This is a genomic window from Rhodococcus sp. NPDC004095, assembly GCF_053604015.1.
This window is the reverse complement of sequence record NZ_JBSGGS010000001.1, coordinates 484,241-505,656: the sequence shown is the minus strand read 5'-3', so window position 1 is coordinate 505,656 and position 21,416 is coordinate 484,241. Positions and strand designations below refer to the sequence as shown.

The 21,416-nt window shown below is 68.9% G+C and carries 19 protein-coding genes; 8 read left to right on the top strand and 11 right to left on the bottom strand.

The window, feature by feature from the left end; all coding sequences use genetic code 11:
- Positions 1 to 88: 88 nt before the first annotated feature.
- From ACWEPG_RS02310 to ACWEPG_RS02295, 4 genes are all read right to left on the bottom strand, one after another.
- Positions 89 to 2,029 carry an ABC transporter ATP-binding protein gene (locus ACWEPG_RS02310; RefSeq protein WP_452593780.1) on the bottom strand — a complete coding sequence of 647 codons (1,941 nt, stop codon included), beginning with the start codon at positions 2,027 to 2,029 and terminating at the stop codon, positions 89 to 91.
- A complete protein-coding gene (locus ACWEPG_RS02305) occupies positions 2,026 to 3,759 on the bottom strand; it encodes an ABC transporter ATP-binding protein (RefSeq protein ID WP_452593779.1) in 1,734 nt (577 codons plus the stop codon). The genes ACWEPG_RS02310 and ACWEPG_RS02305 overlap by 4 nt, the downstream gene beginning before the upstream one ends.
- Positions 3,753 to 4,118, bottom strand: coding sequence for a cation-transporting P-type ATPase (locus ACWEPG_RS02300; RefSeq protein WP_450113143.1), 366 nt, complete (start codon positions 4,116 to 4,118; stop codon positions 3,753 to 3,755). Before ACWEPG_RS02300 ends, ACWEPG_RS02305 begins: the two co-directional genes overlap by 7 nt.
- Before the next feature lie 106 nt (positions 4,119 to 4,224).
- On the bottom strand, positions 4,225 to 4,695 hold the full coding sequence (locus tag ACWEPG_RS02295; RefSeq protein ID WP_450113142.1) for an alpha-isopropylmalate synthase regulatory domain-containing protein: 471 nt from the start codon (positions 4,693 to 4,695) through the stop codon (positions 4,225 to 4,227).
- A 301-nt stretch (positions 4,696 to 4,996) separates the two neighbouring features.
- Here ACWEPG_RS02295 and ACWEPG_RS02290 point away from each other — a divergent pair, with 301 nt between their 5' ends.
- The 3 genes from ACWEPG_RS02290 to ACWEPG_RS02280 all read left to right on the top strand — a co-directional run bounded on the left by ACWEPG_RS02290 (position 4,997) and on the right by ACWEPG_RS02280 (position 7,937).
- Complete coding sequence (locus ACWEPG_RS02290; protein ID WP_450113141.1) at positions 4,997 to 5,719, top strand: hypothetical protein; 723 nt, start codon at positions 4,997 to 4,999, stop codon at positions 5,717 to 5,719.
- A 174-nt stretch (positions 5,720 to 5,893) separates the two neighbouring features.
- Positions 5,894 to 6,556, top strand: a complete 663-nt coding sequence (locus tag ACWEPG_RS02285; RefSeq protein ID WP_450113140.1) for a hypothetical protein — start codon at positions 5,894 to 5,896, stop codon at positions 6,554 to 6,556.
- Positions 6,557 to 7,361: 805 nt separating this feature from the next.
- The gene (locus tag ACWEPG_RS02280) at positions 7,362 to 7,937 is read left to right on the top strand and encodes a hypothetical protein (RefSeq protein ID WP_452593778.1); all 576 of its coding nucleotides are present in this window, start codon (positions 7,362 to 7,364) and stop codon (positions 7,935 to 7,937) included.
- A gap of 73 nt (positions 7,938 to 8,010) precedes the next feature.
- On the opposite strand, the gene ACWEPG_RS02275 is transcribed toward ACWEPG_RS02280, so the two are convergent.
- Positions 8,011 to 9,018, bottom strand: a complete 1,008-nt coding sequence (locus tag ACWEPG_RS02275) for an NAD(P)H-dependent glycerol-3-phosphate dehydrogenase (RefSeq protein ID WP_450113138.1) — start codon at positions 9,016 to 9,018, stop codon at positions 8,011 to 8,013.
- Between the two features lie 93 nt (positions 9,019 to 9,111).
- On the bottom strand, positions 9,112 to 9,765 hold the full coding sequence (locus ACWEPG_RS02270; protein ID WP_450113137.1) for a YdcF family protein: 654 nt from the start codon (positions 9,763 to 9,765) through the stop codon (positions 9,112 to 9,114).
- 310 nt (positions 9,766 to 10,075) lie between these two features.
- Between ACWEPG_RS02270 and ACWEPG_RS02265 the strand changes: the two genes are divergently transcribed.
- Positions 10,076 to 10,729 (top strand): hypothetical protein, encoded by a 654-nt coding sequence (locus ACWEPG_RS02265; protein WP_450113136.1) that lies wholly within the window; start codon positions 10,076 to 10,078, stop codon positions 10,727 to 10,729.
- A 147-nt stretch (positions 10,730 to 10,876) separates the two neighbouring features.
- Here the strand turns inward: ACWEPG_RS02265 and ACWEPG_RS02260 are convergent, their stop codons facing one another.
- Positions 10,877 to 13,102: an MMPL family transporter gene (locus tag ACWEPG_RS02260; protein WP_452593777.1), complete on the bottom strand. Its 2,226-nt coding sequence runs from the start codon at positions 13,100 to 13,102 to the stop codon at positions 10,877 to 10,879.
- A gap of 162 nt (positions 13,103 to 13,264) precedes the next feature.
- Here ACWEPG_RS02260 and ACWEPG_RS02255 point away from each other — a divergent pair, with 162 nt between their 5' ends.
- Positions 13,265 to 15,010: a cholesterol oxidase substrate-binding domain-containing protein gene (locus tag ACWEPG_RS02255; RefSeq protein ID WP_450113134.1), complete on the top strand. Its 1,746-nt coding sequence runs from the start codon at positions 13,265 to 13,267 to the stop codon at positions 15,008 to 15,010.
- Between the two features lie 62 nt (positions 15,011 to 15,072).
- Here ACWEPG_RS02255 and ACWEPG_RS02250 read toward each other — a convergent pair whose 3' ends face one another.
- Positions 15,073 to 15,348: a hypothetical protein gene (locus ACWEPG_RS02250; protein ID WP_450113133.1), complete on the bottom strand. Its 276-nt coding sequence runs from the start codon at positions 15,346 to 15,348 to the stop codon at positions 15,073 to 15,075.
- Between the two features lie 182 nt (positions 15,349 to 15,530).
- On the opposite strand from ACWEPG_RS02250, the gene ald reads away from it, so the two are divergent.
- The 3 genes from ald to ACWEPG_RS02235 all read left to right on the top strand — a co-directional run bounded on the left by ald (position 15,531) and on the right by ACWEPG_RS02235 (position 18,199).
- Complete coding sequence (ald, locus tag ACWEPG_RS02245; RefSeq protein ID WP_450113132.1) at positions 15,531 to 16,631, top strand: alanine dehydrogenase; 1,101 nt, start codon at positions 15,531 to 15,533, stop codon at positions 16,629 to 16,631.
- A 75-nt stretch (positions 16,632 to 16,706) separates the two neighbouring features.
- Positions 16,707 to 17,507 (top strand): crotonase/enoyl-CoA hydratase family protein, encoded by an 801-nt coding sequence (locus ACWEPG_RS02240; RefSeq protein ID WP_450113131.1) that lies wholly within the window; start codon positions 16,707 to 16,709, stop codon positions 17,505 to 17,507.
- Between the two features lie 80 nt (positions 17,508 to 17,587).
- Entirely contained in the window at positions 17,588 to 18,199 is a 612-nt protein-coding gene (locus ACWEPG_RS02235; protein WP_450113130.1) for a ribonuclease H family protein, read from the top strand.
- 20 nt (positions 18,200 to 18,219) lie between these two features.
- Here the strand turns inward: ACWEPG_RS02235 and ACWEPG_RS02230 are convergent, their stop codons facing one another.
- The 3 genes from ACWEPG_RS02230 to ACWEPG_RS02220 all read right to left on the bottom strand — a co-directional run bounded on the left by ACWEPG_RS02230 (position 18,220) and on the right by ACWEPG_RS02220 (position 21,179).
- A complete protein-coding gene (locus ACWEPG_RS02230; protein WP_450113129.1) occupies positions 18,220 to 19,152 on the bottom strand; it encodes an amidohydrolase family protein in 933 nt (310 codons plus the stop codon).
- 308 nt (positions 19,153 to 19,460) lie between these two features.
- Entirely contained in the window at positions 19,461 to 20,462 is a 1,002-nt protein-coding gene (locus ACWEPG_RS02225) for an oxidoreductase (RefSeq protein WP_452593776.1), read from the bottom strand.
- A 57-nt stretch (positions 20,463 to 20,519) separates the two neighbouring features.
- Positions 20,520 to 21,179, bottom strand: coding sequence for a TetR/AcrR family transcriptional regulator (locus ACWEPG_RS02220; RefSeq protein ID WP_450113127.1), 660 nt, complete (start codon positions 21,177 to 21,179; stop codon positions 20,520 to 20,522).
- Positions 21,180 to 21,416 lie beyond the last annotated feature (237 nt).

The following is a 21,416-nucleotide window of genomic DNA, read 5'->3' as shown; positions in this document are numbered from 1 at the left end:
CGCAAGTTCCCTGATGTCACATTGGATCACCTGAGGTGACCCAATGTGACATCAGGGAACCAGGGAACGGCGGGCAGAGTGGGCAGCGTCAACCGCCGTGCACGGAGACGGCCTCCGGGTCCTCCTCGATCGGCCCGGTGAACTGGCTGACGTACAGGTCGCGGTAGGCGCCGCGGGCGGCGAGCAGTTCGTCGTGGGTGCCCTGCTCGACGATGTGGCCGTCCTCCATGACGACGATGACGTCGGCATCGCGGATCGTCGAAAGTCGGTGCGCGATAACGAAACTCGTCCGGTCGGTGCGCAGGTTCGCCATCGCCTTCTGGATGAGCAGTTCGGTTCGGGTGTCGACGGAGCTCGTCGCCTCGTCGAGGATGAGGACGACGGGCTTGGCGAGGAAGGCGCGGGCGATCGTGATGAGCTGTCGCTCACCGGCGCTCACTCCGCCACCCTCGTCGTCGAGGACGGTGTCGTACCCCTCGGGCAGGGTGCGCACGAAATGCTCGACGTGGCTGAGCTCCGCGGCCTCCATTACCTCCTCGCGAGTGGCGGACGGGTCGCCGTAGGCGATGTTCTCGTAGATGGTGCCGCCGAACAGCCACGAATCCTGCAACACCATGCCGGTACGTTCGCGCAGGTCGTCGCGGGTCATCTCCTGTGAGTCGACGCCGTCGACGCGGATCGTCCCGGTGTCGACGTCGTAGAACCGCATGATGAGATTCACCAGTGTCGTCTTGCCCGCACCGGTCGGTCCGACGATGGCGACCATGTGTCCGGGTTCGGCCACCAGCGTGAGGTTCTCGATGAGCGGCTTCTCGGGTACGTACCGGAACGAGACGTCCTCGAATTCGATGCGCCCGCAGTTGGTCTGCGGTGTCAGCGGCTGCGTCGGGTCGGGTGTCTGTTCTTCGGCGTCGAGGATGTCGAAGATCCGTTCCGCCGACGCCACGCCGCTCTGCAGGAGGTTGAACATGGCGCCGATCTGCGCGAGTGGCTGGGTGAACTGACGCGAGTACTGGATGAATGCCTGCACCGACCCGAGGCTGAGCGAGCCGGATGCGACCTGCAGTCCGCCGACGACGGCGACCGCCACGTAGTTCAGGTTGCCGAGGAACATGATCGCGGGCTGCACCAGACCCGAGATGAACTGGGCCCGCCAACTCGACTGGTAGAGCTTGTCGTTGCGTTCGTCGAACTCGTCCTCGACCTCACGCTGGCGGCCGAACGCCTGCAGGAGTTCGTGTCCCGTGAAGGCCTCCTCGACCTGTGCATTGAGCTTGCCGGTCGACGACCACTGCGCGGAGAAGTGCGGTTTGGACCTGCGCGCGATCAGCATCGTCGCGACGAGGGCCAGCGGGATCGTCACCAGCGAGATGAGCGCCAGCAGCGGCGAGATCGAGAACATCATCACGAGGATCGCGATGACGGTGAGCACAGAGTTCAGCAGCTGGGAAATGGTCTGCTGCAAGCTCTGCGAGAGGTTGTCGAGGTCGTTGGTGACGCGGCTGAGGAGGTCTCCGCGGGGGATCGTGTCGTAGTACCGCAGGGGGAGCCGGTGCAGCTTCGCCTCCACATCGGCGCGCAGTCGCCGAATCGTTCCGACGACGACGATGTTGAGGAGGTAGGCGCCGATCCACGACAACAGTGCCGACCCCACGTACAGGGCGAGGACGATCAGCAGGACCCGACCGACGGCGGTGAAGTCGACCCCGACATCGGGGATCACGTCCATCGAACTCACCATGTCCGCGTACGTGTCCTGGCCCTGTGTGCGGAGCCCCGCGACCGCCTGGTCCTTCGTGACGCCCGCCGGAAGGGTCTGTCCGATGACGCCGTTGAAGATGAGGTCGGTGGCGTGGCCGAGTACCCGCGGGGCGATCGCGGTGAGAACGACGGCCCCGACGATGGTCAGCAGGACGGTGACCATGAAGCCGCGGTAGGTGAGCAGCAGGTGCACCAGGCGTTTCATCGACGGTCCGAACGACCGTGCCTTCCGGACCGGCGCCGTCATCGGTCCCCGCGGGCCCGTCACGACTGCTCCGCGATCGCGAGCTGGGACTGGACGATCTCGGCGTACGTCGGACAGTCCGTGACCAGATCGTCGTGTCTCCCGAGGCCGACGATGCGCCCGCGGTCGAGGACGACGATCTGGTCGGCGTCCATGATCGTCGAGACACGTTGCGCGACGATGATCACCGCGGCCGTCATCGTCTCGGGTCGCAGTGCCGATCTCAGGCGGGCGTCGGTGGAGAGGTCGAGTGCAGAGAAGGAGTCGTCGAACAAGTAGATCGCCGGCTGGCGGACGACAGCCCGTGCGATCGCGAGGCGCTGACGCTGACCGCCCGAGACGGTGGTGCCGCCCTGGGCGATCGGGGTGTCCAACCCTTCGGGCATCGCCCGGACGAACTCGTCGGCCTGGGCGATGCGCAGCGCCTCCCAGACCTCGTCGTCCGTCGCCTCCGGTTTCCCGTGCCGCACATTGGAGGCGACGGTCCCCGAGAACAGATACGCCCGCTGTGGCACCAGGCCGATCACGGAACGTAGGACGTCGGGGTCGAGGCGGCGGACGTCGGTGCCGCCGACCGCGACAGAACCGGCGGTGGCATCGATCAGGCGCGGCACCAGTCCGATCAGCGTCGTCTTGCCCGATCCGGTCGACCCGACGATCGCCGTCGTGGTGCCGGGCTCGACACGGAAGGTCATGTCCTGCAGCACCGGAGTGTCGGCGCCGGGATACCGGAACTCCGCCCCCCGGAACTCCACGACACCGGGATTGCCGGTGAACCCGAGAGGGGTGACGGGGCGCACCACCGACGACTCCGTGTCGAGCACCTCGGAGATCCGCTCCGCGCAGACCGCCGCGCGCGGCGCCATCATCGCGAGGAACGACGCCATCATCACCGACATCAGGATCTGCATGACGTAGCTGATCATCGCGGTGAGTGCGCCGATCTCCACGGTGCCGTCGGCAACCTTGTGGCCACCGACCCAGATGATCGCGACGATGGTCACGTTCGTGATGAGCATGACGACGGGGAACATCAGCGCCATCATGCGACCGACGCTCAGGCTGGCGTCGGCGAGGGAGTCGTTGGCGACGGCGAACCGGCGCATCTCGTGGCGTTCCCGGACGAACGCGCGCACCACCCGGATGCCCGTGATCTGCTCGCGCATGACTCGGTTCACGTTGTCCAGGCGTGTCTGCATCGCCCGGAATCCGGGGATCATCACCCGGATGATCAGGGCCATCACGATTCCGAGCACGGGGACCGCCACCACCAGGATCCATGCCAGGCCGGGTGCTACGTGGAGACCCATCACGATCCCACCGATGCACATGATCGGTGCCATCACCAGGATCGCCGCCCCCATCACCAGCAGCAGCTGAATCTGCTGGACGTCGTTCGTGGACCGGGTGATCAGCGAGGGAGCGCCGAACGTGCCGACTTCGCGTGCCGAGAAGGTGTTCACGCGGTGCAGCAGGTCGTGCCGGAGGTCGCGGCCGACGCCGAGTGCGCCTCGGGCGCCGAAGAACTGGGCGATCACCATGCAGAGCACCTGCACGGAGGCGACCACGAGCATCCAGCCGCCGATTCGCAGGATGTACTCGGTGTCGCCCTTCGCGACGCCGTTGTCGATGATGTCGGCGTTGAGCGTCGGCAGGTACAGCATCGCGGCGGTGGCGATGAACTGCAGGACCACCACCGCGGCGACGTACCGTCGATAACGCGACAGGTACGTGACGATCAGATTGGTCAGCATGTCCGGGTTCCCCTTCCGGTCACTTCCACACCGCTCGCACGACGGCCTTGCGGATCTCCTCGATCACGACGATCGACGATGCCACCGCGATGGCGAACAGCCACTGGCTCCCCGTTGGAGACGAGTGCACTGATCGCCGCCGCGACCACGAGGACGAGGGCCATCTTGTCCGCGAGCGGACGAATGATCTTGCGCAGCGCCGACTCTCCGGCCTCCTCCTGCAGCACGTCCTCGCCGTACTCGGCGCGGCGGCGGCTCACCTCGGTGTCGGACAGGCCCCGGTCGACGTCGACTCCCAGCGATGCGAGGAGGTCCTGCGCGGTGGGAGTGTGGACGTCGTCGGGCGTGGTCGCGGTCATGCGTGCTCCTGCCGAAATGCCTACACGGGTGGGTCGGAGGGTGCAGGTTTCACTGTAGGAGCGGGGGAGTCGGGGCGCAGGAGGAGCGATGCGCGGCGCGTCGCCGTCAGCCGTGCAGCAGGTTCGCGCCCGCGATCATCGCCTCGATCGACGACTCCGTCGGGTCGGCGCCGAACCCGATCGCCCAGTGCCGGTGACCGTCGTGCTCACACAGCAGGACGGTCGCGATCCGGTCGGCCGCGATGTGCAGCTGATGGAAGGAGAGGATCTCCATCTGGAAGCCGGCGTCGTAGAGCATCGTGGTCAGCGCGGACACCGGGCCGGACGCGATCGTGGAAGCCTGTGCGATGGTGTCACCGATGCCGAGGGTGGCCTTGAACTCGCTGGTCCCGGCACCGAGTGGGGTCACCGACCAACTACCGAAGCGGATCGGACCGTTCGACGGCGAGTAGGTGGCGAGGAAGGTGCGCCAGCTCATGCCCGCGCAGTCCGCGCGCATCTCCCGGGGCAGCGGCATCCCGAATCGTGCCGAGAACGGGTCGGCGATGGGGTGGGTGGTGTTCGCGGTGGCATTCATGGGGGTGGTCTTCCTGAATGGAAAGGGAGGACCAACGCGTAGCTCAACGACCCGCAGCGAGGGGTCGGTCCGATTCAGACCCCGCTACGGCGGCGAACTACGAGAATGCGCGTCATAGCGCCCCACCTTAGGTATGCGAAGCGTTTCGTGCAACCCGCGCGCGGGCTGATCATCGGAATGATTTCCCCGAAAACGGACCTCTAGTTGGACGCTTGACCTATAAAGGGTGCGCGTGACGGGCGAATGGCCGAACGGACGGCAACTGGTCGCGTATCCGAGTGACATCTACTGGAGGATCTGCATGTCCCGTACTTCGCTTCGCCGCACCGCGTCCGCCCTGGCCGCGACCGCCCTGATCGCCGGCGGCCTCGCCGTCGGTGCAGGTCCCGCCGCTGCCGTCGGCTCTTCCGATCTGGGCAGCTCCAGCGAGGGCGCGGCTGCACCCGTCGAGCAGAAGCCGACCTCGGCGACCGCCGAGACCAGCAACCTGCGCATCACCAAGTCCGTCGTCGGCGACGGCACCGTCATCCCCGGTGGGCAGGTCACCTACCGGACCACGGTCTCGGTGCCGAGCGGCCTGGACCGCGGGATCACCAAGATCTCCGATATCCACCCGGCGGGGTTCAAGTACGTCGACGGCAGCGCGAAGCTCACCGCGTGGTACCTCGTCGGCGGTACGCAGACGTCGTCGGTCACTCCCACGGTGGCCGACGACGAGAACCGCGTCACCGCCGCGAACCTGCCGCTCGGCTGGATCGCTTCCTCCGCGGGCGCGAGCGTCACCCTCGAGGTGACCTACGAGGTGCCGGCGGATGCCACGCCCGGGACCGCCCTCGACAGCGGTGCGTCCTTCGACGTGCTGACCTTCGCGAGCACCCAGAAGTTCGATCCGATGGGCGTGTGGGTCACCGTGCGTAACCCCAACCTCGGTGAGGCCGTCGGCTCCGCCGAACTGGGCCTCGGCTCGTCCGATGGCGAGGACCCCGCAGCCTTCGTCACCGGCCTCCTCGGCAACGGCAGCTAGCTCCGGTTCCGCAACGCGAGGGCCGCCCGGGAAACCCGGGCGGCCCTCGTTTGTGTTGAACGCAATTATCCACGGCCGCAATTGTTTTGATACGTCAGTCGGATTGGTGTGGATGACCATAGGATCCGATGCGATCGGGGCGGAGCGCCCTGTCGTGAGCCGTGAGGGGTGGAGATGATTCGTTCGATTGTGGGTCGGGTGGTGGCGTCGGTCGCGGCGACGGCGCTGGCGGTCGGCGTGGGTGTGGTGGCCGGTGCCGGCACCGCGTCGGCTTCAGGAATATTCGATATGGGCGTATCACTCCAGCATGAGACGGTGGAGAATATTCTCGTCGAGAGGTACGCGTGGGGGAAGCCCACCGGCACGATCGCGAAGGGCACAATGGTTCGTGCCGGAGACGAGATCGTATTCACGACCTCATTCCGGCTGGTCGGCGAGCCGGATGAGCGGCTGGTCACCAGGATCACCGAGCACGGCCCGGACGGGTTCGAGTACGTCCCGGGGAGCGCCACACTCACGGCTGCGGATGCCGCCGGCGTGGACTACAGCGAAACCGTCACGCCCGAGGTGGGTGCGGACGGCATCACATGGAGGGCGCCCGGTGCCGGATGGTCGCTCGGCAACGTCAATATCAGTGTCAGGTATCGCGCCCCGCAGGTCGTGATTCCCTCGCGGGTGAAGGGCGGGGGGGTCACCTTCGACGTGGCCGGGCTGGGGGAGAATCTGGGCTGGCCGAAGATGGGTCCGTCGGTGCTGGTCTACTTGCCGGAGAGCGTCGACCCCTCGGGTTCATTGTCGTCGTGGGCCGGCCTGGCGCTCGGCAGCTCCGCCAGTTGACGGCTGCCGATCCGATCGTGGGCCGCCCGGGTATTCCGGGCGGCCCTCGTTTGTGTTGAACGCAATGTTGCACGGCAGCAATAGTTTTGAGATCTTCGGTGGGTTGGCGCAGGTGACTTCGGGATTCGGTGCGGCCGGGGCGGAGCACGCCCCGTCATGACCTCGGAGGGGTGGAGGTGACGACCGGCTCGTCACCAAGATCACCGATCACGGCCAGCCGGGTTCGAATACGTCGACGCCAGCCTCGTGTATTTCGATGCCGCCGGCGGGGACACAGAAATAGTCAATCCCTAGGTGGGTGCGGGCACCGTCACGTTCAGAGCGTCCGGGGCCGGATGGTCGCTCGGCAGAGTCATTCTGCATGTCAGGTATCGCGCCCCGCGACTCACGATCCCCTCCCAGGTGGACGGAGGTGGGGTCACCTTCGACGTGGCCGGTCTCGGGAAGATCTGGGGTGGACGAGCATGGGACTGCCGGTGGACATCGGCGTGCCGAGCATTGTCGACCCCTTCGGTTCGTCGCAAAACGCCTTCGGTAGCTGACGGCTGCTGATCCAATCGTGGGTCGCCCGAGTGTTTCGGGCGACCCTCGTTTGCGTTGAACGCAATTGTGAATGGCCACAATTGTTTTGAATCGACGAAGGCTGGTGTGTGGGGGCTCTAGGATCTGGCGCAGTCGGGGCGGAAGCGCGCCTCGCCATGACCTCGGAGGGGTGGGAGTGATTCGTTCGGTGGTGAGTCGCGGAGCGGCTGCGGTCGCGGCCGCAGTCCTGTTGGTCGGTGTAGGTGTGGCGGCCGGGTCGGGTGTGGCGACGGCAGACCAGGCGTCGGGTTTTGCCAATGTGAGGAAGACCTTCGAGAACATCGATGTGGAGTGGTTCGGCCCGGGCAGCCGCATGGAGGGGAGTGCTTACGTCCAGGCCGGGCAGGAGATCAGGTTCCAGACGATGGTCCGTGTCCGCGAGGGTGCTGAACGGGTGCTCACACGCATCACGAGTCACGGCCCGGCCGGCTTCGAGTATGTCCCGGGCAGCGCACAGCTGAGCGTTTACGGACCTGAGGGGACGCCGCCGGGGTCGGTGACTCAGGAGATCGGTCCCGGGACGGTCTCGGTGGCGGCGCCGGAAGGCGGGTGGTTGCTCACACCCACGGGCGGGACGATCAATCTCTTCGTCACCTACCGTGCTCCGCAGAAGATACCGACGGGCACCGAGCTCCGTACCGGAGTGACCTTCGACGTCGCCGGACACGAGGGCGGTGTGGGGTGGCCGGACATGGGCAAGGTCACCATAGTGGCAGATCCGGACCCGTTCGGTCTCGGATCGCTGGCCGACCCGTTCGGCAGCAGCGGCGGCAAGGGTTACCCGCAGGGCAATCTGTAGCCAGACGACGACGCAGCACGAAGCCTCGACGAAGGGCCTCCGGGATCGATTGTTGCCGGCGGCCCTTCGCCGATCAGGCCAGGTCGTCCTCGTCCCCGGCGGCGACCTGCCGTAGCCCGCGGTACGCCTCCTCGGGGGTCCGGCGTCCGGCGATGACGGCCTCGACCTCGGCCGCGATCGGCATCTCCACATCGTGGTCGCGGGCCAGTTCCATCACCGTCGGCGCGGTCTTCACTCCTTCGGCGACCTGTCCGAGTTCGGCGACGGCCTGTTCGGTCGTCAGTCCCTTGGCCAGGTACTCGCCGACCCGCCGGTTGCGCGAGGACGGACTGATGCAGGTGGCTATCAGGTCGCCCACCCCGGTCAGGCCCGCAAAGGTGCGCGGGTGGGCGCCCATGGCCTCGCCGAGCCGGATCATCTCCGCGAGTCCCCGGGCGAGCACCATCGCGCGGGTGTTGTCGCCGACACCGAGCCCGTCGGCCATGCCCGCCGCGATCGCGACGATGTTCTTGAGGATGCCGCCGAGTTCGCAACCGAGGACGTCGGTGTTGCGGTACACGCGGAACACCGGGGACGCGAACAGCGGCTGCAGCGCCTCGGCCACGCGTTCGTCCTGCATCGCGACGACCGTGGCCGCGGCCTTGCCGTCGAGGATCTCCTTGGCGAGGTTCGGTCCGGCCATCAGCCCGACCGGATGACCGGGCAGGCATTCGGCGATCACCTCGGTGGGCCGCTTCCGTGTCCCGGGCTCGAGGCCTTTCGCCAGTGAGAGCACCGGCACCCAGGCCCGCAGGTCGTTGGTGATCTCGCTCAGCGTGGCCCGGACCGCGTGCGAGGGCACGCCCACGACGAGGACGTCGGCCTCGTGCGCGGCCTCGACGATGTCGGCGGTGGCCCGCAGGCCCTTCGGCAGTGGCCGGTCGCCGAGGTAGCGGGTGTTGCGGTGCGCGCGGTTGATCTCGTCGGCGACGTCGGGTTCCCTGGCCCACACCAGGGTCGGGGTGTTGCGCGTGGCCAGCGACGCCACCGTCGTCCCCCACGATCCGGCGCCCAACACGACCACCTGGACCGGCCGGGCCATCAGCGACCACCGCACGCGTTGGCAATCATCGTTCCAGGCTCCCACCGGGATCACGGCGGCGCGGGTGATTGATCGAATCGAGACCGGACCGGGTCAGAACGGTGCCACGACCCCCGCGATGGGGATCCGGCCCGCGACGGCCGTGCGGAAGTCCACCATCGCCCGCTGGAGGTGGTCGGGAGAGGTGACGACAACTGCGCTCGTGGCACCTCGCTGGGCGAGGATGCCGTTGGTGTTGCGGGCGTTCTCGACCGTCGATCGCGAGGTGTTCTCCTCGGTGATCCGGAACCAGGGAATACCGTTCGCTATCAGCCACGCCCGCATCGCGCCGGCCTCGGTGACGCCGGACTGCGGTACGCCGCCGCTGACGACGATCGGCGAGAGTGGGTACCGCCTGGCGACCTGGAGTGCCGCCTGCAGCCGGGAGACGAGCACCGGGCGCATCGTCCCGTCCGGGTACAGACCCGCTCCGAGCACGACAATGTTCGTGCCCAACTGGTTCAGATCGAGGACGACGGGGAACTGGGTCGTCAGGGTCTCCATCCGGGTGCAGCCGACGATCGTGTCGCGGACCGGACTCTGGCAGCCGCCGACGGTGGACAGGACACCGTTGATCAGGGTGGTGGGGGTGATGTCGGCCTGCGCGGCCGGGGCGACGGCGGTGCCGACGGCGGCGGTGGCGGCAGCGGAGACGAGCGCGGTGAGGGCGAGGCGACGGACCCGGGCGATGCGTGAACGCGGCGGCATGACACTCCTTTTCGTGTGGAAGACTCCCCGACAGGTGGTGGTCACCGTGATCGAGTGTGCCCCAGCGCGCACGATTTCGCACGGAGCACGAGAAGTGTGTCGGGGGTTGATCGGCCGGATCCTTCGGCAACCGACGATCGCCGATTCGATCGTGAGCCGGGCGGAGGGGTCCGGGGGGACCTGGCTTGCGTTGAACGCAATGATGCCTGGCCGCAATGATTCTGAATCCTCCGTGGGTGAGCGCTGGTGACTCTACGATCCCGTGCGGTCGGGGCGAACCTCGTCCCGTCGTGAACCGTGAGGGGTGGAGATGATTCGTTCGGTTGTGGGTCGGGTGGCGGCGTCGGTCGCGGCGACGGCGCTGGCGGTCGGTGTCGGTGTGGTGGCCGGGGCCGGTTCGTCGTCCGCGGTCGCCATGGGCCCCACCTTTGTGGATGAAACGGTGGAAAACATCAGCGTCAGCAGATACGCCTGGGGCGAGCCCTACGGCCTGGGCGGCGGCGCGCAGGTCAGCATCGGCGGTGAGGTCACGTTCGTGACCAGTTTCCGGGTCAAGTCGGGGGACGAGCGGCTCGTCACCAGGATTACCGAGCACGCTCCGGCCGGGTTCGAGTACGTTCCGGGCAGCGCCACGTTCGGCTACTACGATGCCGCCGGCGTGGTCCGGAACGAACCCGTCACGCCGGAGGTGGGCGCGGGGACCCTCACGTGGAGGGCGCCCGCGGCCGGGTGGTCGACCGACGGGATTTCTCTCTCCGTCACGTATCGCGTTCCGATGTTCACGATTCCCTCCATCGTCGAGGGTGGCGGGGTGACCTTCGACGTCGAGGGGCTCGGGGAGAACATGGGGTGGCCGACCATGGGGCCGGACGTGAACGTCAACCTGCCGAGCAATATCGACTTCATGGGTTCGACGTCGGGGCTCGGAGCACTCGGTTCCGCGGCGCTCGGCTCCGCCGACTGACTTCCGGCGCTTCGATCGCGGGCCGCCCGGTATTCGCCGGGGGCCCGCGTCTCGTCGAACGCAATTGCCCACGGCCGCAACAAGTGAAATCTCCGTGAGTCGGCGTGGACTCTGGCACGCGCGGCGTGCCTCGAGAGCGGCGCCGGGTCAGCCTTCGCCGCGGGACAATGCGGAGGGCCACCAGATCGTCCGGCCGATGTCGTGGGAGAGCGCGGGCACAAGCACGCTGCGGACGACGATGGTGTCGAGGAGGACACCGAACGCGACCGCGAACCCGACCTCGGCGAGGAACACCAGCGGCAGCACCCCGAGCACCGCGAAGGTCGCGGCGAGCACGATGCCGGCCGACGTGATGACCCCGCCGGTGACGGCCAGGCCGCGCAGGACCCCGGCCCGGGTGCCGTGACGTTGGGCCTCCTCGCGCACCCGCGTCATCAGGAAGATGTTGTAGTCGATGCCCAGCGCGACCAGGAACACGAACGCGAACAGCGGGAACGAGGGGTCGGCTCCGGCGAAGTGGAAGACGTGCGTGAAGAAGAATCCGCACACGCCGAGCGTCGCCGCGAACGAGAGCACCACGGTCGCAATGAGAATCACCGGTGCCAGCAGTGCGCGAAGCAGTAGGGCCAGAACCACGAAGATGACCGCCAGCACGATCGGGATGATCACGTTGCGGTCCCGCACCGAGGCGGCCTGCACGTCCGCGGTGGCCGCGGTGCTGCCGCCGACCAGGGCGTCGGCGCCCGGCACCGCGTGCACGGCGTCCCGCAACCGGTCCACGGTCGCGAGCGCCTCCGGCGAGTCGTAGGAGTCCTCAAGCGTCGCGTTCACCACGGTGCGCCCGTCGATCGGCTGGACGGTCAGAATCGGTGGGGGACAGCCGGCCTGCGGTGCGGAACCGGCGCCGGCGCCGAGTTTGGCGAGCTCTGCCAGCTTGGCGTAGTCGATCTGCAGGCACACCGCTCCCGGCGCGGTCGAGACGCCGGGCGTGGCGGCCGCCGCGGCCATCACCGCGTCCACCTGATCCGCGTTGGTGACGATCACCGCGGGCGCTCCGGTTCCGGGATCGAAGTGGGTGTCGTAGATCTGCTGCCCGGTGACGGCGTCGGGGGTGTTGGTGAAGTTCTCGGCGGAGGTCAGGCCACTGGTGTGCAGGCTGCCGATCCCGACGGCGAACAGGACGACGAGCAGGGCGGTGGCGCCGACCCAGGCCGGGCGGTCGCGCCGCCCGACCGCGGCGGCGATCCGTCCCCACCAGCCGTGGGTGGCGAGGTCGGCGGCGTGGTCGACGTGCGGAATCCGCGGCCAGAACACCCAGCGGCCGACCAGGGCCAGGAACACCGGCAGGAACGTCATCATGACCACGTAGGTGCAGCCGATGCCGATCGCCGCGACCGGCCCGAGGCCCTTGTTCGAGTTCAGTTCGGAGAAGCCCAGACACAGCAGACCGAGAACCACGGTGAGGGCGGACGCGGTGATCGCCGGGGCGGATTCGCGCCAGGCCCGGATCATCGCGTCGAACCGATTCGGGAAGTGGTGCAGTTCCTCCCGGTAACGGGAGATCAGCAGCAGCGCGTAGTCGGTACCCGCGCCGAGCACGAGGACCATCAGGATGCCCTGACTCTGTCCGGTGAGCGTCAGTACCTCCGCCTTCGCGAGGAGATAGATCAGCATCGACGACAGTCCCAGCGCGAGGCCGGCCGAGACCAGGGGGAAGAACCACAGCACCGGGGACCGGTAGACGACGAGCAGGATCGCGATCACCACCAGCACCGCCGCGAACAGCAGTGTGCTGTCGAGGCCCTCGAACGCGTCGATGAATGCCACGAGCAGTCCGCCGGGACCGGCGGGCAGCACCTCGAGTTCGGCGGTCGCCGCGGCCTTCGCGGCGTCCATGACCTCCTGTTCGGTGGCAGCGAGTTGGTCGCCGGTGACATCGGTGCCGTCCTTCTTGGCGACCAGCGGGACGTACTGGGCGGCGGTGGTGCCGTCGGCCGAATACTGGGTCGGGGTCATCCCGGCCGCGTCGACGCCGTCCACCCCGGCGACCGCCTCGCCGGCGCGCGCGATCGAGGCCCGGTCCTCCGGGGTGAGTGGTCCGTCCCGGTGGTAGACCACGAACCCGGGGATGGTCTGCACGGTGACGAAGGCCGCCGCCTGGTTCGCGGCGATCGTGGACTCGGCGGACTCCGGCAGGAACGCGGCGTTGTCGTTCTTCTGGACCTCGGTCAGCTTGCCCTGGTAGGCGCCGCCCGCCCCGCCCACGAGGAAGACGAGCACGGCGAGCACCAGGACGGCGAGGACGGGCCACCCGCGGCGCGGGGCCGGCGGCGGGTACCGGGCGGGTTCGGTGTCGAGGTCCACGTCGGTCATCGGGTCCCTGGCATCTTTCGGTTCGGAATGCGCGGTTCGGGCTCCACCAATGCGGTCCAGTACACCACGCACGGGCGGCCTTCCGCGCGGTCGTCGAGGCGGCCGATCGGATCGGACCAATTTCGATGCCACCGGCCTCGAATGTGTTCTAAGTTGTCCCGCATGACTGCTCAGGAACTCTCCCGGCGGGGTTTCCTCGCCGCCGCGGCGGCGGGGGCCGCAGCGTTGACCACCCTCGGCTGGACACCTGCGTACGCGCTCTCGTCGAGCGATGCCCGGGTCACGCTCCCGCCGCTGCCCGCCTTCCCGGAGGGCATCCCCCTCTCGCAGCAGGGCTACGAGAACTGGGTGAAGGAGATCGTCTTCGACCAGGTGTGGACCTGTGCCCCCTCGACCGCGGAGGACGTCGTGCGGGTGGCCAACTGGGCGCACGCCAACGGCTACCGGCTGCGTCCGCGCGGCACCATGCACGGGTGGAGCCCGCTGACCCTGGTGCCGGGGCAGAACGTCGACAAGGTTGTTCTGGTCGACACCCTGAGCCACCTCAACCACGTCGTGGTCAACACGTCCGCTGAGCCGGGGCGCTCGACGGTCACCGCCGGCGGCGGGGCGATGCTCATGGCCGTGCTGACCGAGCTGGAGAAGCACGGTCTGGGCTGGGCGAACTCGCCGGCCATCGGCGAGCTGTCGATCGCGGGCATCCTCGCGATCGACGCGCACGGGGCCACCCTGCCCGCGGACGGGGAGACGGCGCTCCCCGGCGCCTCGTTCGGATCGATCAGCAACCTCATCACGAAGCTGACCGCGGTGGTGTGGGACACCGGGCGCGGCGAGTACGTGCTGCGCGAGTTCACCCGGGCGGATTCGGGCATCCGGCCGCTGCTCACCCACCTCGGCCGCACCTTCGTCACCGAGGTGACCCTGCAGGCCGGACCGAACTACCGGCTGCGGTGCGAGTCGTCCACGGACATTCCGTGGCGTGAGCTGTTCGCGCCCGCCGGATCCGCGGGCCGGACCTTCGAGAGCTTCGTGGCGAAGTCGGGCCGGGTGGAGGCGATCTGGTTCCCGTTCACCGACACCCCGTACCTCAAGGTGTGGACCCCGACCCCCACCAAGCCGTCGAAGTCACGGGAGGTGACCGGGCCCTACAACTATCCGTACTCCGACTCGCTGCCGAAGCCGGTCACGGATCTGCTCGGACAGATCGTCAACGGCGCCGGTGCGCTGACCCCGCTGTTCGGTCAGACCCAACTGGCCACCTTCAAGGCCGGTCTGGCCACCACCAACGGCGCCGACCTGTGGGGCTGGTCCAAGGATGTTCAGTTCTACCTGAAGGCCACGACATTGCGGATGACGGCCGGTGGCGGCGTGGTGGTTACCAAGCGCTCCAACATCGCCCGGGTCATCAACGAGTTCGTCACCTGGCACAACAAGCGGCAGCAGGAGCTCAAGGCGCAGGGGAAGTACCCGATCAACGGCCCGTTCGAGGTGCGGCTGTGCGGCCTCGACGACCAGTCCGAGGTGACGGTGGAAACCGCGGGCCCGCCGACGATCTCGGCGCTGCGGCCGCGGCCCGACCACCCGGAGTGGGACACCGCGATCTGGATGAATGTGGTCAGCGTCCCGGGGACGCCGGGGATGGCCGCGTACTTCCGGGAGATGGAGCGCTTCATGCGCGAGAACTACAGCGGTGACTACGCCACGTTCCGCCCCGAGTGGGCCAAGGGCTGGGCCTTCACCGACCAGGCCGCGTTCGTGGACGGCGAGACCATCGGCACGGTCATCCCGCAGACCTATCGTGCCGGGGTGCCGTCCGGAGACAACTGGGATTCCGCGCGCGCGGCGTTCAACGAGTACGACCCGCACCGGATCTTCACGAATCCCCTCCTGGATCAACTGCTTCCGTAGCTTCCAGGGGTCGCCGCCTCCGAAGTCGCCCGGGCTCGCAGGGTGACTTCGGAGGCGGGTTGCTATCGAGCGCGCCTGTGCACGAGCGAAGCGGTCCGGCCCGCCGGCCGGCCGGTCAGCCCGCACAGCGTCGCCACCTGTCCGATGGTGAGGGTCACCCCGTCGTGCGCCGCCAGGGCGAATCGCCCGTCGGCACGGACCCGCACCGCGACGGCCGTCCCGCGGCGGCCCGCGTCGTCCGCCCGATCCAGCAGGTACTCGTCGCCGCCCACCGGGGCCGGCGTCACCGCCCGGACCGCACCGCGTGCGAATGCCTCTTCGATGAGACCGTCGATCATGACGCTGACTCCTCACGTGTCGGGCACCCTGCCCGCCGTGAGTGTATTAGGTACGCCTAACCTAATGTCAAGCGGGTGTGCAGGGGATTTCTCCGACGTTCCGGCGTGGGTGCGGAAGAAAATCCATACTGGAAGTGACGCCGATCGCGTCGCCCTGCCCCACCGAACTCGAGGTGATCGCCATGAGGATCGGAATTCCACGCGAACTCAAGAACCATGAGTACCGAGTCGCCATCACACCTGCCGGGGTCCACGAACTGGTCGGTCGCGGGCATCGGGTGCTCGTCGAGTCCGGTGCCGGTGCCGGCTCGTCGCTGCCCGACGACGACTACCGCGTCGCGGGCGCCCAGGTGGTGCCCGCCGCCGCCGAGGTCTGGGCCGATGCGGACCTGCTGCTGAAGGTGAAAGAACCGATCGCCGAGGAGTATTCGCGGCTGCGGGCGGGGCAGGTGCTGTTCGCCTACCTGCACCTGGCGGCGTCCCGGGAGTGCACCGACGCGCTGCTCGCCGCGCGGACGACCACGATCGCCTACGAGACGGTCCGGACCGCGGACGGATCGCTGCCGCTGCTGGCGCCGATGAGTGAGGTCGCCGGCCGACTCGCCCCGCAGGTCGGCGCCTACCACCTGATGGCCCACGCCGACGGTCGGGGCGTCCTGATGGGCGGGGTCCCCGGCGTGCGGCCGGCCGATGTGGTCGTGCTCGGCGGCGGCGTCGCCGGGCGGAACGCGACCGCGATCGCGGTCGGGATGCGAGCCGACGTCACCGTGCTGGACGTCAACCCGGCCCGGCTGCGGGAGATCGACGACGGCTACCGGGGCCGGGTGCGTACCGTCGCATCAAACGGCTACGAACTCGAACGCGCGGTCCTCGGTGCCGACCTGGTGATCGGTGCGGTGCTGATCCCCGGTGCGCGCGCCCCGAAGCTGGTGTCGAACGAGTTGGTGTCACGGATGCGCCGGGGTTCGGTCCTGGTGGACATCGCAGTCGACCAGGGCGGCTGCTTCGAGGACACCCACCCGACCACGCACGACGCCCCCACGTTCCGGGTGCACGACTCGGTGTTCTACTGCGTCGCCAACATGCCCGGCGCGGTGCCCCGGACGTCGACGTTCGCGCTGACGAACGCCACCCTGCCGTACGTGGTGGCGCTGGCCGATCAGGGTTGGCGCCGGGCGACCGCCGCGGACCCGGCACTCGCGGCGGGCCTGACCACCCACGACGGTGCCGTGCTCTCCGCCGGTGTCGCCGAGGCCCACGGTTACCTCGTGCAGGCGGCGTAGCCGCTCGTGCGTGGATCCGGGGTCCCGGGACCCGCAGAACGCGCACGAGCACCGGAGGTGCCTAGGGTTGGGCGCATGAGCGACGCGATCGAGATCCGGCGGGACGGCGACATCGTCACCTGGACACTGAACCGGCCGGAAACCCGCAACGTCATCTCCGAGCCGGACATGGTGGCGGCATTCGAGGAGGCCATCGCCGCCGTCAACGCCGACCGCGCAGTGCGGGTGGTGGTGCTCGCGGCGAACGGTCCCGCGTTCTCCTCCGGCGGCAACGTCAAGCACATGCGGGACAAGGCCGGCATGTTCGGCGGGGCGCCGGCCGAACTGCGGGACGGCTACCGGCAGGGCATCCAGCGCATCCCGAAGGCGTTGTACCACTGCGAGGTTCCGGTGATCGCGGCCGTCGGCGGCCCGGCGATCGGTGCGGGCTGCGATCTGGCACTCATGTGCGACATGCGGGTCGCGTCCACCGCGGCGAAATTCGCGGAGAGTTTCGTCAAGCTCGGCATCATCCCCGGCGACGGCGGCGCATGGCTGCTGCCGCGCGCGGTCGGGTTGGCACGGGCCGCGGAGATGGCGTTCACCGGCGACGCGATCGACGCGGAGACCGCACTCGACTGGGGCCTGGTGTCGCGCGTCGTCGACCCCGACGACCTGCTTCCGACCGCGCACGCGCTGGCGGCCCGGGTGGCGGCGAACCCGCCGCAGGCGCTGCGGATGACCAAGAAGCTGCTTCGCGAGGGCCAGCACCAGAGCCTCGAGTCGCTGCTCGAACTGTCGGCGGCCATGCAGGCGTTGGCCCACAGCACCCGCGACCATCAGGAGGCGGTGGCGGCGATGCTGGAGAAGCGTCCGCCGCGGTTCATCGGCGAGTAGGTGCCGCGGTCGCGGGCGGAGGGTGGGAGATTGGCCACCTCCGCCCCGTTTGTCGGTCGTTCACCGTAGAGTGTGCAACCGTGATCATCGTCAGTACGGACGGCTCCTGCCTGCGGAATCCGGGCGGCGCGATCGGCTGGGCCTGGGTGAATCATCACGGCCCCAGCCGGTCGGGTGGTGAACGGTCGGGCACCAACCAGATCGCCGAGTTGCGGGCGCTGCTCGAGGCCATCCTGGCGCATCCCGGTGACGAGCCGATGCTGATCGAATCCGACTCGCAGTACGCGATCAAGTGCGCGTCCGAGTGGGTGACCGGGTGGAAGCGGAAGGGGTGGCGCACCTCCTCCGGCGACCCGGTCAAGAACGTCGACCTGATCCGGGACATCGACCAGGCGCTGGCGGAGCGGTCCGGTCCGGTTCGCTTCCGCTGGGTTCGCGGACATGTCGGCAACCACTACAACGAGGAAGCCGACCGACTGGCCGGTGAGGCCGCTCGCGCGGTCGCGGCCAAGGCGGCGCACACACCTTCCCGCCCCGCCGCCGTGCACACCGCGACCGCCGCTGCCGCGACCACCGGGTCGCCGGCGAAGAAGACCCGCCAGGTGCGGCGGGCGCCGGCCCGGGTGGCCGAGCCCGAGCCCGCGCTGTTCGAGCTGCCCGCCGCCGACTCGAAGGAACTGACCCTCTTCTGACCCGGGATCGGGCCCGCCTGTCAGAGACCGAAGACGCGGGCGGCGTTGTCGTGGCAGACGCCGCGCAGCCACGCCTCCCCGAGGTCGAGACGGGCGACGGCGTCGAGCGCATGCACGTACGGGTAGGGGATGTTCGGGAAGTCGCTGCCGAACAGGATCCGGTCTCCGAGGTCGCGCAGCCGTCGTGAATCGGCCGGGTCGGACGGGGCCATGTCGCCGATGAAGTCGGTGAAGGCCATCGTGGTGTCGAGCAGCACCGACTCGTACCGGCCCGCCAGGTCCAGGAACGCGTTGTACTCCGGCATCCCCATGTGCGCGATGATCAGCGGCAGCCGCGGGTACCGGGCCATCAGCGTCTCGATCCGGTCCGGCCCGGTGAACCGTCCCGGTGCCGGGCCGGAGCCGCAGTGGATGACGATCGGTACTCCGGCGTCCTGGATCTGCCCCCACACCTCGTCGAGCAGCGGATCGTTCGGGTCGTAGTCGCCGACCTGGATGTGCGACTTGAAAACCCGGGTGCCTGCAGCGAGCGCGTCGGCCACGTAGCCGGGGGCGCTCGGCTCGGGGTAGAAGGTGCTGGTGTGCAGGCAGTCGGGGTTCCGGGCGGCGAACTCGACGGCCCACTGGTTCAGCCACGCGGCCATGTCCGGCCGGTGCGGGTAGATCATCGACGTGAACGCGTGCACCCCGTACGACCGCAGCCGGTCCAGCCGGACGTCCTCGTCGTGGCGGTACTGGATCGGCCAGACCACCCCGGTCAGCGGACCGGCGGAGTCGAAGTACGCCCACACCTTGTCCATCACGCGTTTGGGCATGAAGTGGGTGTGGACGTCGATGATGCTGTCCAGTCCGTGGTCCGCGCGGAACCGGGTGACCGCCTCAACGTCGGCGTGCCGGTCGTCGTCCCGGGTCGCCTGCCCGGGACCGCTGTCCGCTTCGGGGATCTCGCACATGCCCCCACCCTGTCATGTTGCTGCCAACGTCCTTCGCCCGGTCGACATCGGGGCCGGCCGTCAATAGCGTGGCGGATGGTCCGGTCTTCTCGGGCCGGACGCAGTCACGACGAAAGGACGCTCATGCTCACCACCGCGATCAACTGGATCCTCGGCTCGGTCGGGACCGTCGCCGCGGGCAGCAGCGGCTACCAGATTCCGCCGGGGACCCTGCCGTTCGGCAGCTGACGCGCTCCTCGCCTGCCGAGTGAACGCTTCCGTTCACTCGGCAGAGGGAGGTCGCTCAGGGGCCTGGTCGTGTGTGGGCGTCAGAAGCCGTCCGCGACGCGGACGACGGTGCGGCCGGACCGGCCGCCGGCGCGGATCGCGTCGAGCACCGCGGCGACGTCCCGAACCGGAACCTCCCGGGTGAGCGCGTCCAGGTGCCGCGGCCGCAGGTCGGTCGCGATGCGCTCCCACAGGGCGCGGCGCCGGTCGATCGGCAGCTGCACCGAGTCGATGCCGAGCAGGTCGACGCCGCGCAGGATGAACGGCATCACGGTGGTGTGCAGCGCGGCGCCGCCGGTGAGGCCGCTGGCCGCGACCGCTCCGCCGTACCTGACCGTGCTCAGCACGTCGGCCAGCGTCGCCCCGCCGACGCAGTCCACCGCAGCCGCCCACTCCGCCTTTCCGAGGGCCCGCGGTGTGGCGTCCGGATCCGCGGGCAGCCGGCCGATCACCCGGGCCGCGCCGAGCGACGTCAGCAACTCGTGGGCCTCCGGCTTCCCGGTGGACGCGACCACCTCGAATCCGGCCGCCGCGAGCAGGTCGACGCTGACGCTGCCGACGCCACCCGACGCGCCGGTCACCAGCACCGGCCCGTCGCCCGGCGTCAGTCCCCGGTCCATCAGCGCCTGCACGCTCATCGCGGCGGTGAACCCGGCGGTCCCGACAGTCGCGGCCTCCCGCGGCGTCAGCGTCGACAGCTTCACCACCCAGCCCGCGGGAACCCGGGCGTACTCGGCGTAGCCGCCGTGCCGGGCGGTGCCGATGTCGTAGCCGTGCGCGACGACCCGGTCGCCCGGAGCGAAGTCGGGGGAGTCGGAGGCGACGACCTCGCCGGCGACGTCGATGCCCGGCACGATCGGGTATTCCCGGACGACGCCGCCGCGCGGGGTGACGGCGAGCGCGTCCTTGAAGTTCACGCTCGAGAAGTCCACGCGGATCAGGACCTCGCCGGCGGGCAGCGCGGTCTCGTCGAGGGTTTCGGGGGTCAGGGTGATCGCCCCGTCGGCTTCGCGGGCGACGAGAGCGGAGAAGGTGAGGGTCACGCCGAGAACACTAGGACGTGTCCGGCGATCCGTCCCGGCGCCGGCCGGGATCGGTCCTCATGCCTCCGGTCGCACCCCGAGCATCGCCGCGGCCAGGTCGGCGTACTGCGCGGCAAGGAGTTCCGGGTCGGTGTTGCGGCCCGGCTGGTACCACCGGGCCACGTCGATGCCCATCGACAGGATCGCCCGAGCCGCGGTGGCGACCGCGGGCACGACGAAGTCCCCGCTGTCGACGCCGGCCTGGATCTCCTGTCGCACGAACCGTTCTGTGTCCCGCCGGATCTCGGCGACCTCCGCGTAATGCTCCGCGGTGAGCGCCGCGATCTCGTACTGGGCGACGCGGCAGTAGGTGTGGTACTGGACGTGCCACGAGGTGAAGGCCCGCATCAGTGCCCGCACGCGTTCCGTCGGGGTCGACCCCGCGGCGGCCGCGGCGCGGATGGCGTCGAGGACGCCGAGGTGCCCGGCATGGCTGACCGCGTAGAGCACGGCTTCCTTGGATTTGAAGTGCACGTACAGCGCGGCCGGGCTCAGCCCCGCACCCTCGGAGATGTGCCGGGTGGTCGTGGCGTGGTAGCCGCGTTCGGCGAATGCCTGGACCGCGGAGCCGATCAGCCGGCGGGCGACCTCGGAGCCGACGTCCGGGAACAGTGCGGCGAGCTCGGTGCCGAGGGCGGGTTCGTCGACCTCGGTCGTGGTCGACGACGGCTTGCTCATCTCGGGCCTCTCGTGTGCAGGAATGTCTGGTGCCTTGACATCATGCACCATCACCGGTCTACTAAGTGAGCGCTTAGTAATCCCGTATTTCTCCCGAGAGGTGACGCGATGAGCAACATCTCGTTCGATTTCGCCGGGCGGACCGTCGTGGTCACCAGCGCCGCCCGCGGCGTCGCGATGTGACCGGCGGCGAACCGCCTGATTCGGAGCTGCCGCAGCCACTTTCCGGAAGGATGT